The 12,253-nt window shown below is 53.6% G+C and carries 12 protein-coding genes; 3 read left to right on the forward strand and 9 right to left on the reverse strand.

Annotation, left to right across the window (positions count from 1 at the left end; translation table 11 throughout):
• Positions 1-5: 5 nt before the first annotated feature.
• The 3 genes from rplM to B051_RS0104070 all read right to left on the reverse strand — a co-directional run bounded on the left by rplM (position 6) and on the right by B051_RS0104070 (position 3,109).
• Positions 6-455 carry a 50S ribosomal protein L13 gene (rplM, locus tag B051_RS0104060; RefSeq protein WP_018476901.1) on the reverse strand — a complete coding sequence of 150 codons (450 nt, stop codon included), beginning with the start codon at positions 453-455 and terminating at the stop codon, positions 6-8.
• A 241-nt stretch (positions 456-696) separates the two neighbouring features.
• On the reverse strand, positions 697-2,742 hold the full coding sequence (locus tag B051_RS22680; protein ID WP_018476902.1) for a M56 family metallopeptidase: 2,046 nt from the start codon (positions 2,740-2,742) through the stop codon (positions 697-699).
• A gap of 1 nt (position 2,743) precedes the next feature.
• The gene (locus B051_RS0104070) at positions 2,744-3,109 is read right to left on the reverse strand and encodes a BlaI/MecI/CopY family transcriptional regulator (protein WP_018476903.1); all 366 of its coding nucleotides are present in this window, start codon (positions 3,107-3,109) and stop codon (positions 2,744-2,746) included.
• Between the two features lie 199 nt (positions 3,110-3,308).
• Between B051_RS0104070 and B051_RS0104075 the strand changes: the two genes are divergently transcribed.
• Positions 3,309-4,289: an NAD(P)H-quinone oxidoreductase gene (locus B051_RS0104075; protein WP_018476904.1), complete on the forward strand. Its 981-nt coding sequence runs from the start codon at positions 3,309-3,311 to the stop codon at positions 4,287-4,289.
• 65 nt (positions 4,290-4,354) lie between these two features.
• Here the strand turns inward: B051_RS0104075 and B051_RS0104080 are convergent, their stop codons facing one another.
• From B051_RS0104080 to recA, 5 genes are all read right to left on the reverse strand, one after another.
• Positions 4,355-5,068 carry an RluA family pseudouridine synthase gene (locus tag B051_RS0104080; RefSeq protein WP_018476905.1) on the reverse strand — a complete coding sequence of 238 codons (714 nt, stop codon included), beginning with the start codon at positions 5,066-5,068 and terminating at the stop codon, positions 4,355-4,357.
• Positions 5,069-5,280: 212 nt separating this feature from the next.
• Positions 5,281-6,321, reverse strand: coding sequence for a sensor histidine kinase (locus B051_RS0104085; RefSeq protein ID WP_018476906.1), 1,041 nt, complete (start codon positions 6,319-6,321; stop codon positions 5,281-5,283).
• A gap of 3 nt (positions 6,322-6,324) precedes the next feature.
• Positions 6,325-7,014: a response regulator transcription factor gene (locus tag B051_RS0104090; protein WP_018476907.1), complete on the reverse strand. Its 690-nt coding sequence runs from the start codon at positions 7,012-7,014 to the stop codon at positions 6,325-6,327.
• A gap of 204 nt (positions 7,015-7,218) precedes the next feature.
• Entirely contained in the window at positions 7,219-8,031 is an 813-nt protein-coding gene (locus B051_RS0104095; protein ID WP_018476908.1) for a DUF3108 domain-containing protein, read from the reverse strand.
• Between the two features lie 174 nt (positions 8,032-8,205).
• On the reverse strand, positions 8,206-9,249 hold the full coding sequence (gene recA / locus B051_RS0104100) for a recombinase RecA (RefSeq protein ID WP_018476909.1): 1,044 nt from the start codon (positions 9,247-9,249) through the stop codon (positions 8,206-8,208).
• A gap of 197 nt (positions 9,250-9,446) precedes the next feature.
• Here recA and B051_RS0104105 point away from each other — a divergent pair, with 197 nt between their 5' ends.
• Complete coding sequence (locus B051_RS0104105) at positions 9,447-10,559, forward strand: hypothetical protein (RefSeq protein ID WP_033316643.1); 1,113 nt, start codon at positions 9,447-9,449, stop codon at positions 10,557-10,559.
• A 6-nt stretch (positions 10,560-10,565) separates the two neighbouring features.
• Here the strand turns inward: B051_RS0104105 and B051_RS0104110 are convergent, their stop codons facing one another.
• Positions 10,566-11,198, reverse strand: a complete 633-nt coding sequence (locus tag B051_RS0104110) for a GNAT family N-acetyltransferase (protein WP_018476911.1) — start codon at positions 11,196-11,198, stop codon at positions 10,566-10,568.
• A gap of 173 nt (positions 11,199-11,371) precedes the next feature.
• On the opposite strand from B051_RS0104110, the gene B051_RS0104115 reads away from it, so the two are divergent.
• Positions 11,372-12,238, forward strand: coding sequence for an SDR family NAD(P)-dependent oxidoreductase (locus B051_RS0104115; RefSeq protein WP_018476912.1), 867 nt, complete (start codon positions 11,372-11,374; stop codon positions 12,236-12,238).
• Positions 12,239-12,253: the final 15 nt, after the last annotated feature.

Raw genomic sequence — 12,253 nt, forward strand, 5'->3', positions numbered from 1 at the left:
AATAATTAGATGTTGAGGGTTAATTCTTTAGGCTGCTGCGCCGCAAACGGGTGCTCGCTTCCTGTAAAAACATGAAGATTTCTGAACAGCTCGCTGCCCAGTCTGCTCTTTGGCAACATGCCACGCACAGCGCGCTCTACAAGCAGTGTAGATGACTTCGCCTTTAGCTCACGTGGAGAAGTTCTCTTCTGACCACCTGGGTAACCCGTGTGTGTCAGGTAGTACTTCTGGTCCCACTTACGGCCAGAGAAACGCACGTTATCAGCGTTGATAACAATCACGTTGTCGCCGCAGTCAGCATTTGGCGTGTACGAAGGCTTGTGTTTGCCCTTCAGGATCTTGGCGACTTCAGACGCCACGCGACCCAGGTTTCCTTGCCCAGCATCCACAATCACCCAGCCTTTGTTGGCTGTCTTCTTGTTGACATACTGAGTCTTAAAACTTAAATGATCCATTTTTGGTGGTAGTAAGCGATTTATTTAACAATTGACTTTATTCCCGACGGTTCTTCGAAAATGGTCACAAAGATAGAAACACTTTATGTGATATGCAATACATGGTTTAGAAATATGCTGGGACACAGAGGAATAGTGCTAGGAGGGGTATGGGTGAAGGGCAGTTTCAAAAGACATCAGCCTGAAGAAGCCCCTTGCTCCTTCAGGCTGATGCAGCTAAACCAAGGTATAGCCTGCTACATTAGTTCTTCTTTCTAACAGGTGGCGGCGGCGGTGGCAAATCAGGAAGCTTCCCGTATTTCTCCTCTGTCCTCGCTATTGATTGCGGATTGTTCAGGTCACAAATCTCAGATTTTCCATTCTCCAGGTAGAGCACCATCAGCCGCAGGTTCCGGTTGTTGTGCTCTGTTGCAATCCAACCCACTTCTTTTACGGCCGGGTTCCGCTTCAGAAAGGCCTTGTGGTCGTCGTGCATGTTATCTGCTGCGGGCACATAAACAGGTATGTCAGCGGGTAGTGGGGGCGGTGGGGCTGGCAGCTCTTCACCTGCTGGTGGAGGCGGCGGTGGGGTGCCCGGCGCATCCGGTGCAGCTGGCGGTGGCGGCACAGGTGGGTATTTGTCAATGAACTCCCGTACCTGCTCAGAGTGCTTGTTTTTCTCCGTGATGATGGAAACTACGCCATTAGCGGCTCCTTTGCCGAATGCTTTCTCAGCGCTCTCACCTTTGTAGACACTGATGCTATTAATCTCCTTAGGGTCTAGCTTTTCTGCTGCCTGCTTGGTTGCTTTCACACCATCGATATAGTAAAGCGCTGCGTCAGGGAGATTTGACTTGTCCACGGTTTGTGTTTCTCCTTGTGGCCTTACAGGTGGCGGCGGTGGCGGCAGGAAAGGTAGTTTCCCCCACTTAGCCTCGGCAGCCGGTATACGTTGATTACCGTTGTAGTCATACGATTCCGATTCGCCATTCTTCAAGTACACCACAACCGACTCTAAGTTGTATTCCCGTCTGTTGTCAAACTTCCAGCCGACCTCTTTTACTTGAGGATGACGTTCGAGGAAGTCCTTGTAATCCTGCGGCCAGTTTTCTTTGCTTCTGTAGTAGTCCAATTCTTGCAGTTTCAGTACAAAAAATTCTTCCTGAAGGGAGCCGACGTTGTCCCGCTTGGCTACAGGAGGGGCGCTGGGAAGTTTCCCGTATTCTTTTGCGGCGGCTGCCATGCTTTGCTTATCACCAAAGGTATAGACCTCTTCGGCGCCAGATTTCAGGCTGACCACTAGCTTGCCGTTTGACCTCCAGGAGATGTTCTTCACCTTTGGGTTACGTGCATAGAAGGCTGTATACTCATCGGCAGAGGCAGTAGGGCTCTGTGCCACTGTAGTCGTTTGCGGGGGTGTATTTTCAGGCGTGGTGGCATCTTCCTGCGTGGCGCTCCGGAAGGCGACCAACAGCACGGTTACGAGGGGCAGCACAACCAGCAGTCTGAGCCGGTTCGCCCTGCTTGTGGGCATTTTGTTCATCATGGCAATTCTTCGTTTAAGTGATGGGAAATTAAACTGATTGGCAATCTGAGGTTGTGTGGCGCCTACAACTTTCAGTAAGAGGTATTGGTATTCTCTTCTATCCACACCAGCGGCTACAACATGCTGGTCGGCAATAAATTCAAGGTTTTCTTTCAGGGCCTTTTTCATGAGCCACACGCCGGGGTTGAACCAGTAGAACACGGTGCTCAACTCAGCCAGCAGCACATCCAGTGTATGCCAGCCGTTCACATGTATTTGCTCATGCCTTAAAATGGACTCTAGTTCGGGCGTCTGGTGCTGAGCCGGGTTCAGGTAAATGTTCCTCCAGAAGGAGAAGGCCTCGCTGATGCCGTTCACTATCCGGAACTCGACCCCCTGGTAAGTGGCAGGTATAGAGGCGCGGTGAATCTTGTAAAGCGAAATAAACTGCAGGGATAGTCTTGCCAACATAAGTCCGCAGCCCGCCCAAAATAGGACAACAGGTATAAGCCAGTAGTCGAATGCTGCTTGCTCAGGTATAGCGGTAGGCGTCCAGGCAGGTATAGCCACGGCATAGCTTTGCACGGCGGCGAGCTCCTGGTGACGGCTGAACAACTCGGTGAGGTCAATCAGCGGATAGACAGTGGAGAACAGGATGCCGAACACCAGGAAGAGGCGGTTCAGGTGGTAAAACGTGAGTTTGCGGAGCACCAGGTGGTACGCCAGGTAGAACAGCACCAGGGCCACGTTCGCTTTGAGCAGGTATAGCAGCAAGTCCGGCATATCACTTCGATTTCTTGTTTTCAATCATGTCGATGATTTCCTTCAGCTCCTCTGCGCTGATTTGCTTCTCCCGTGCGAAAAAGGCCACCAGTTCCTTGTAGGAGCTCTTGAAGTAGTCGCCCACAAAACCCTTCATGAAGCGCTTCTTGTAGTCTTCCTCCTTGATGATGGGGGTATAGCGGTAGGTGTTGCCAATCTTCTCGCTCTGTAGAAAGCCCTTTTTCTCCAGGTTCTTGACGGTGGAGGCGAGTGTGGTGTAAGGCGGCTTCGGCTCTTCCAACTTCTCCAGAAACTCCTTGATGAAACCGCCGTCCAGCGACCAAATCGCCTGCATGGCTTCCTCTTCTTGTTGCGTCAGCTTTTCCATAGTTCTACGATGTTTTCGTATAGTTACGAAAGTTTCGTAATAAGGTCAAGAGTTTCTCTGAAATTTTTTGAATAATTATTTTCCGTAGCACAAAATCGTGTCCCATGCCTCACAGATAGGTATAGCCAAATAGAAAGAAACATCTCCGTTTGGCTAGCGTCTTAAGGTATAGCCATTCCATCAAAGCTAGAATTCTGATATGAAAGCCATACTTCTGAAACAACCCGGCGGGCCGGAGCAACTGGTGCTGGGAGAGTACGAAAAGCCCCTGCCGAAACCCTATGAACTGCTGGTTCGGGTACAGGCCACCGCCCTCAACCGGGCAGACACGCTGCAACGCCAGGGAAAGTACCCGCCGCCAAAAGGAGAGAGCCCGCTGCTGGGCCTCGAGGTAGCCGGAGAGGTGGTGGAGGCAGGCTTCAACTGTACCCACTTCCAGAAGGGAGATAAGGTATTCGGGTTGCTGCCCGGCGGCGGCTATGCAGAGTACGCCGTGATACATGAGGAAATGGCCATGGCTATACCTGAGGGACTGAGCATGGAGGCTGCTGCTGCCATACCTGAGGTATTTCTGACGGCCTTTCAGGCGCTGGTGTGGCTGGGCAAGCTGCAGGCCGGGGAACGGCTGCTGGTGCACGCCGGGGCCAGTGGCGTGGGTACGGCCGCTATTCAACTGGCACGTGCCCTGGAGGCGGAGGTACTGGTGACGGCATCGGAGCGGAAACTGCAGGCTTGTCTGGACCTGGGAGCGCACAAAGCCATCAACTACAAAGAGGTGCCGTTTGAGGATGAGGTGCTGGCCTATACCAACTCGGAAGGGGTGGATGTGCTGGTGGATTTCATTGCCGGGCCCTACTTCAAACAGAACATCGAGTGCCTGCGGCTGGACGGGCGGCTGGTGCTGCTGGCCACCATGGGAGGCGGCAAGGTAGAGGATTTCGACCTGCGGCGAATCCTGGCAAAGCGTCTGCAGGTGATGGGCTCCACGCTGCGCTCGCGCACCCGCGACTACCAGATAAAACTAACCCAGGAAATGAGCGCGTTCGTCCTGCCGCATTTCCAGAGCGGCACCATCAAGCCCGTGGTAGACTCTGTGTTTGACTGGCAGGAGGTGGCAGAGGCCCATCGGTACATGGAAGCCAACAAGAACATCGGCAAAATCGTGCTGCGGGTGAGTTAAAGCCGCTTACCTCCTGAAAACAAAACGGGGACTGATGTCACATCAGGCCCCGTTTTGTTTATGCTCTAGGCATACTGCCGGAGTTGCTTTATCAGCACGGCCATGTCTTTGGGGTAAGGCGCCTCTACCTTGATAGGCTCCTCGTTCATCAGCCTGAAACCGATGGTGTGGGAGTGTAGGGCGAAGCGTTTGATAAGGGGTTGTTCCTCGGTCTGCTGCTTCAGGTTGAACTTGCGTTTCAGGCTGCTCAGGAACACGTTCTCGCCTCCATAGAGCTCATCGCCCACGATGGGCGCGCCCAGGAAGGCCAGGTGCACCCGTATCTGGTGCAGGCGGCCGGTCACCGGCATACACTCCACCAAGGTATGGCGACTGTAGTTCTCCAGCGTCGTGAAGTAGGTCTCTGCGGGTTTGCCCTTTGGCGTGAGCTTGGCCACCCCTTTAGCACCTGCCAGAATGGAACGGTTCACCAACTGGTCCTCGAACTTATGCGTGCCCCAGGCAACGGCATGGTATACCTTGTACACCTCGCGGTGCTCGAACTGCATGGACAAGTGCCGGTAAGCCTCCGGATTCTTGGCAAACACGAGGCAGCCGGATGTGTCCTTGTCGAGGCGGTGACAGGCCTGCAGGTCAGGGTTGTGCTGGCGGGCCAGCTTCAGGAGGTTAGTGGAGTTCGGGGTTCGGTCTTCCAGCGTAGCCAGGAAGGGCGGCTTGTTCACCACCAGGAAGTCCTCATCCTCATATATTATCAGGTCTTTGAAAACCGGGTATTTCATTTAACAACGTGTTGGTTAGGGCACAGCTATACCTCTGCTATGCAGCCTGCAAAGATACAGATAATAATTGTCCGTTGCTGAAGGGAGAATTGCTGCTGGCTAATTGTTGGAAAACATGTTCCCGCCATATAAGCGCGAAACATACCTGTAATCAGTTACTAGTCAACCGAAACGCCTAAAAGGACAATGAAGCAGCGCGGAGCAAGAGGGACTCAGGCCGCCTTCGCCTTCAGCAGCTTGAAGCGGAGCGTGGTTCCCTTGCCCAGTTCACTTTTCACGGCTATGAAAGAGCGGTGCGCCTCCACGATGTGCTTGGAAATGGCCAGACCTAGGCCGGAGCCGCCTCTGTCGCGCGAGCGGCTCTTCTCGATGCGGTAGAAGCGTTCAAAAATGCGGTTGATGTGCTCTTCGGCTATACCTGCGCCATCGTCCTTCACAGTGATGGTATAGCGCTTACGACCTTCCGTGAACGAGGCCCATATGTTGCCGCCGTCACGTCCGTACTTGATGGCATTGTCCACCAGGTTGATGAACACCTGCCGGATTCGGTTCGGGTCGGCGTGCAGCATGACCTTCTCGTTCGGGCGCACATCCAGGTGCAGGTGTATCTGGCGGGCAGCGGCCTTCTGCTCCAACTGCTCAAACACTTCGCGCATCAGCTGCACTGCGTCGAAGTCCTGTTTCTCCATTTTGACCACGCCCGTCTCAAACTGTGAGATGCTAAGCAGGTCCTGCACCAGCGTGTCCAGCCCGTCCAGGCTGTTGGCGGCCTTCTGCAGGAACTTGTCGCGCACGGCGGGGTCGTCCATGGCGCCATCCAGCAAGGTATGGATGAAGCCCTGAGCAGCGAAGATTGGGGTTTTGAGCTCATGCGACACGTCAGCCAGGAACTCGCGCCGCATCACCTGCAGGTGTTTCAACTCGTCTATCTCCTGCTGCTTACGTTCGGCTATCAGGAAGATGTCATCCTTTATTTTCCGGAGCGGGTCGGCGGTGAAGATGGAACGGCCTTCCACTTTCTTGTATTCCTGCCGCTTGATTTTCTCCAGGCTCGAGTACAGGTTCTTGATTTCCCGGAACACGAGCGCCTCATAGGAGAAATACACCAGCAGGAAGCAGCAGATGAACACCAGCACCAGCGCCACCATAAGGCCCTCAGAAGAGAAGTAGCTGGCCAAGGCGAGAAAAGCAGTGAGCACGGCGGCCACTGCCAAGGCTGTCAAAAGGGCAAGCGAACGGGAATTGAGGTTCATGCGCTAGTCGGTGTTGAACTTGTAGCCAACGCCCTTGATGGTTTTGATGTTGTCTTCGCCTATCTTCTCGCGCACTTTGCGTATGTGCACGTCCACGGTGCGGGCAATCACATACACATCGCTGCCCCATACGCTGTTGAGCAGCTCCTCGCGGGAGAACACTTTGTTGGGTGTGGCAGCCAGGAAAGCGAGTAGCTCAAACTCCTTCTTCGGGAGGGTGATTTTCTGTTCTCCCTTGAAGACGGTGTAACTAGTGCGGTCGATGCGCAGGCCTCCGGCTTCTATCACCTTCTCCTGCTCCTCCTGCTGGGCATCGCGGCGGGCGTAGGAGGCCAGCCGGCTGAGAAGCGCGCGCGGTTTGATGGGCTTTGTGATGAAATCGTCGGCGCCGGCGTCAAAGGCAGCCACCTCAGAGAATTCCTCGGCGCGGGCCGTCAGGAAGATGATGTGCGTCTGGCGGAATTCGTTCTCTTCTCTAATATGCCGGCAGGCGGCTATACCATCCAGCACGGGCATCATTACGTCCATCAGTATCACGTTGGGCTTGAAGGTATGGGCTACCTCAATGGCTTTCTTGCCGTTTTCAGCTTGCGCCACTTCGTAGCCTTCGCGGGTCAGGTTGTAGTGGAGTAGCTCCACAATGTCCGGGTCGTCATCTACTACCAGGATTTTATAGTTGGTTGGTGTCTGCACGTTGCTTGTCTATGTTTCAGTTTACACGGTTACACTGCCTAAAAACCCTTCTGTGCTGAGGCTGCTCACGCTGCCCCAGTCCCTACTATACAAATATACTGCTTGTGATGCGATTGTGTCTTGCCAGAAGCAAAGCATAATATTTTCTTAACATGTGCCCTGGCGGCCGGGCACAAAAAAGCCAGCTATATCGGCTGGCTTTGATTACTTCTGTGCGACTAGCGCCGGTTTATGCCTGAGGTTCCTATGCTCGTACAGGTCAACCTTCACGGCACCCACAAACATGTCAGCCTGTATCAGCACCGGTATCTTGTTTTTGTCGTCGGACAGGTATACCGTGACGGCATCTTCACCCTTGAACAGCTTGTTCTTTGGCATTTTCGGAATCAGTTTGATGGCCCTGAACGTTCCGGCCTTGGTCGAGATGTTCTCGCGGCCCTTATAGGTCACCACCATGTCGAACACCTCCTCATCAAAGAAACCCTTCACCGTGAATTTCTCACCTGGGGTCATCCTGTCGTAGTCGAGGGTGCGCAGGTAGTAAAAGCCGCTCACAATGTCCTGGGCATGTGTCGGAATCTTGTGGGAGCTGTTTCTCTTGTCTCTGTTGCGCTTCTTTGACTCTACCTTTGCTGTGTTGTTGTAATGGTTGAAGTCCACTGTCTCACGCTTGCGGTAGCTGCCCTCCTCTATGTTGCGGAAGGAGCGCTGCGGCAGAATGGCAGCCGTGTCGATGTAGGATTGCCAGGTATCCCGTATCCGGATGAACAGGTCAAAGGAACTGGTGGTTTTGCCATAGACAGTGGCCTTGTAAGTAGGCCGGTCATTGATGCGGTGCAGGTTGGGCGAAATGTCAATCACGGCCTCTGCCGCGTTAATAGGGCCATAGTGCACTTTATACTTCAAGAGCTCGCCGGCAGTAAAGCTCTCGTTGGGTATAGTGCGCAGGCTCTCCTTTGCCACGAAACCCGACAGCACTACCAGGACCAATAGGATTGCTGGAAAAATCTTCTTCATACGCTGTTTCAGACTTGCAGTGATTTTCTACTATTCATATCATCAACTAATATGCCAACCGCGTGTCTTGATACTAAGGTAATAGGTTCTTTACAGACTACCAACAACTTAAAATGCAAAAAGGTGCTATCTGGGACAGCACCTTTTTGATTACTTCAGGCTAGGAAACAAGGTTCATTCAGCTCCGGAAGTGTCTTCCAGTACTGCGGCTACTTTTTCAGGCTCACCTTTCACGATGGCTCTGATTTTGCCTTCAATCTCTTCCTGCAGCTCCGGGTTGTCCAGCAGAATCTGCTTCACACCGTCACGGCCTTGGCCCAGCTTGTCGCCGTTGTAGGAGAACCAGGAACCTGATTTCTGCACAACGCCCAGCTCTACGCCCAGGTCAAGAATCTCACCTACCTTGGAGATGCCTTCGCCATACATGATGTCGAATTCCACCACCTTGAACGGAGGCGCCACTTTGTTCTTCACCACTTTCACGCGCGTACGGTTACCGGTGATGTTGTCAGCAGACTCTTTGATTTGACCAATACGACGGATATCCAGACGCACAGAAGCATAGAATTTAAGGGCGTTACCACCGGTAGTGGTTTCTGGGTTACCGAACATCACACCAATCTTCTCGCGCAGCTGGTTGATGAAGATACAGCAGCATCCGGTCTTGTTGATAGTACCTGTCAGCTTACGAAGCGCCTGGGACATCAAACGTGCCTGCAGACCCATCTTGCTGTCACCCATGTCGCCTTCCAGTTCACCTTTCGGCACCAGGGCAGCCACGGAGTCAATCACTATAATATCAATCGCGCCGGAACGAATCAGGTGGTCGGCAATCTCCAGGGCCTGCTCGCCGTTGTCAGGCTGCGAAATCAGGAGGTTCTCTGTGTCAATTCCAAGTTTTTCAGCGTATGCCTTGTCAAAGGCGTGCTCAGCGTCGATGAAAGCGGCCAGGCCACCTGCTCGCTGCGCCTCTGCAATGGCATGCATGGTAAGCGTGGTTTTACCGGACGACTCAGGACCGTATATCTCAATGACACGGCCGCGCGGCAAACCGCCAATGCCCAGAGCAATGTCAAGCCCAAGCGAGCCGGTAGAGATAGCCGGGATGTCCTCCACTTTGTTGTCGCTCAGCTTCATTACGGTGCCTTTACCGTAAGTCTTGTCAAGCTTGTCTATCGTCAGCTGCAGGGCTTTTAGTTTTTCGTTGCTTACGCTCATGTGTGTTTAATTATTTAGCTTTATATTGAAGGTGAAATTACGATTTTCCTATACAATTTGCAAGAAACAACCCGTGTAATTTGCTAATTTTTTTAGCTGTTTAGGGCTGTCTAGATACAACAACCGGCTGTTGCTTTTTGTGCCATACCTTTCCCTTTTTTATGAGATATTTTAGGCTGCTCTTGATAGCGTTCTGTATGTTTAGCAGTGGTTTAGCCTATGCGCAACTAAACAACGACGCACTGCGGCTCCGGATGCCTGTGAAGCCTGAGAATGCTAATCAGATTAGAATTGGGGTGCATGCCTTCGGCTTCTCCAAAAACAACGAGTACTTCAACAAAATCGCCGATGGCTATACCTTGTTTGGCTACCATCTGTTGCCTCGCGTGAGCTATTACCCCGCCGCCTCGGTGCGTATAGACGCGGGCGCTTTGCTGTGGAAGGACTTCGGCAGCTCCGGCTTCCAAGACATACAGCCCACTTTCACGGTGAAGGTGCAGCGAGAGAACTGGGCCTTTCTCTTCGGCACGCTGGAAGGCAACGTGAACCATGGCTACATTGAGCCGCTTTACGATTTCGAGCGCGTCATAAACGACCGCCTGGAGAATGGACTGCAGTTCCTGCTCAACAATCATCGGGTCAATCTGGATGCCTGGCTGGACTGGAACAAGATGATTTACAGGGCCGACCCTGACAGGGAAGAGGTGGCTGGCGGTGTCAGTTCCCGCATTCATCTCCTCAACCGGCCGGGAAGGGTAGAGGGAGACACGTTGCTGCTGTCGCTGCCGCTGCAGTTCACGGCGCAGCACAAGGGCGGCCAGATTGATAACTCGGATTTGCCCCTGCTGACAGTGGTGAATACAGCCGTGGGCGTGGAACTGGAACGGAAGCTACCACACCGGCTGCTGCACCGCGTCTACACCCGGAACTACGTGCTGGGTTTTAAAGATTTCTCTAACCGGGTGCTGCTGCCCTTTGAGAGCGGGGGAGGCCTATACCTGAACGTGGGGATGGATACGAAATACCAGGATGTGATGCTGAGTTACTGGCGCGGCGACGGGTACATCTCAGAGTTTGGGGGGAAGCTGTTCCAGTCTGCCTCTACCACTTACAAGAACCCTGATTATGTGCAGGAGGACCGCCACCTGCTCATCCTGCGTCTCATGAAGGATATCGAACTGCTGGACAACCTATACCTGACCCTGCGGTTGGAGCCCGTGGTGGACCTGGACGACCCGAAACTAGAATTCTCCAACGCGCTATACCTGACCTTCGATACAGATTTCTTTGTAGGGAAGCCTAAGAAGTAAGTCGGCTTAGACCGCAGCCTCCGAGTCGCTTTCCTTCAGCTGTTGCGTGGCCTGCTCATAATCGTCGCGGGTCATACCGTAGTAGCTCAAATCCAGCAGTTCCTCGCTGTCCGCTCCCCTAAAGTCGTTTCGCAACACGCCTTCTTTCACAAAACTGCAACTCTCAGCCAGGGCGGCATAGCAGGCGTTGACCTGCGCGCAGCGGATATATACCTTGTTCAGCTTCAGGTTATCGAAAGCGAACCGCGTAACCGCCTTCAGCGCCTCCCGGGCCAGGTCCATGGTGTCGGGCCAACTGGTGAAATACAAGGCCACCTCCGCTTTCGGCACATTCCGGTCGATATTCTTCAACGCGATGTCGCCTATGTAATCATTGTTCTCCTTCAACCACACCCCAAAGTCAAACTGCTTGCGGTTGTCCCAGTCGGTGCGCAGCTGTGCCATCTGCACGCGGGCATCGTCCAGAACACGCACACGCGCCACTCTGCCCAAGAATGCGGGCGTGAGTGCCGTAGTGTTCTCCTGAATCAGCCGCATGAATTCCTGCTCGTCTCCCTCCTCGTAAGGTCGTAGGAGTAAGTGCTTCGTTTCAAGTCGCTCCTCAAAAGAGCCGGGCAGCGTGTCGTATAGAAAGCTCATCTGTTTTTGTCTGTAAAGTTGGGCAGGCTTCGCGGGTGGGGCAGCTAGTCTCTCATACGCTAACGGGTCAAAAACGTGCGGCTAAATCGTAAAACGCAATCAGGATTAACCGCTCTGCACCAATAGCCGTTAGGTATAGGAGTGAAGTGTAACCAATAATCCATGATACGACTATGAAAAACAGACTGGAAGGAAAAGTGGCCATCGTGACAGGCGGGGGCACAGGTATAGGCGAAGCCATCTGCAAGAAGTTCGCCAGGGAAGGAGCCAAAGTTGTGGTAGCCGGCTTCCCGGAAGACCCGGTGGAGGACGTGGCGAAGGAGATTCAGAAGGAGGGAGGCACGGCCATCGCCTTCACTGCCAATATTTCCATGGAGGCCAACGCTAAAGGCTGCGTGGAGCTGGCCGTGAAGCAGTACGGGAAGCTGGATATCCTGGTGAACAACGCCGGGGTATTCCCGGAGGTGAACCTGCTGCAGGATTACTCCGAGGAGGCTTTCGACTACATGCTTAAGAACAACCTCAAATCGGCCTTTGCCATGAGCAAAGCGGCGCTGCCGGAGTTGCACAAGACCAAGGGCAATATCGTATCGGCGGGCTCTGAGTCGGGTGTGATAGGTATAGCCCAGAACGCGCCTTACGGTGGCACCAAGGGCTTCATCCATGCCTTCATGAAGGGGCTGGCTGTGGAGCAGGCGCAGTTCGGGGTGCGGGTGAACATAGTAGGCCCCGGCCCCATTGACACCGCCTGGACGCATGAAAGCACTGGCCCGATGGACAGCAAAATGGTGAAGAACATGAAAGTGGCTACGCCCATGGGCCGCAGAGGAACGCCTGAGGAAGTGGCCAACGTATACTGCTTCCTCGCGTCGGATGAGGCCTCGTATGTTACCGGCGCCCTTTACATGGTGGACGGCGGCATCACAGTAGCCAAAGGCCCGGTAGGCGACATGGCTGATTCCAGCATGAAAGACCAGCCGAAAGATAGCCTGGACCTGGAGCATTCCAAGGAGGGCCATACCTCTATTCGGGATAAATAAGCGGCAGACCCGGCT

Source organism: Pontibacter roseus DSM 17521 (genome assembly GCF_000373265.1).
Classification (GTDB): Bacteria; Bacteroidota; Bacteroidia; order Cytophagales; family Hymenobacteraceae; genus Pontibacter; species Pontibacter roseus.

Coding starts and splice junctions, on each gene's coding strand:
- rplM (WP_018476901.1), bottom strand. CDS start 455: ATGGATCATTTAAGTTTTAAGACTCAGTATGTCAACAAGAAGACAGCC.
- B051_RS22680 (WP_018476902.1), bottom strand. CDS start 2,742: ATGCCGGACTTGCTGCTATACCTGCTCAAAGCGAACGTGGCCCTGGTG.
- B051_RS0104070 (WP_018476903.1), bottom strand. CDS start 3,109: ATGGAAAAGCTGACGCAACAAGAAGAGGAAGCCATGCAGGCGATTTGG.
- B051_RS0104075 (WP_018476904.1), top strand. CDS start 3,309: ATGAAAGCCATACTTCTGAAACAACCCGGCGGGCCGGAGCAACTGGTG.
- B051_RS0104080 (WP_018476905.1), bottom strand. CDS start 5,068: ATGAAATACCCGGTTTTCAAAGACCTGATAATATATGAGGATGAGGAC.
- B051_RS0104085 (WP_018476906.1), bottom strand. CDS start 6,321: ATGAACCTCAATTCCCGTTCGCTTGCCCTTTTGACAGCCTTGGCAGTG.
- B051_RS0104095 (WP_018476908.1), bottom strand. CDS start 8,031: ATGAAGAAGATTTTTCCAGCAATCCTATTGGTCCTGGTAGTGCTGTCG.
- recA (WP_018476909.1), bottom strand. CDS start 9,249: ATGAGCGTAAGCAACGAAAAACTAAAAGCCCTGCAGCTGACGATAGAC.
- B051_RS0104105 (WP_033316643.1), top strand. CDS start 9,447: ATGTTTAGCAGTGGTTTAGCCTATGCGCAACTAAACAACGACGCACTG.
- B051_RS0104110 (WP_018476911.1), bottom strand. CDS start 11,198: ATGAGCTTTCTATACGACACGCTGCCCGGCTCTTTTGAGGAGCGACTT.
- B051_RS0104115 (WP_018476912.1), top strand. CDS start 11,372: ATGAAAAACAGACTGGAAGGAAAAGTGGCCATCGTGACAGGCGGGGGC.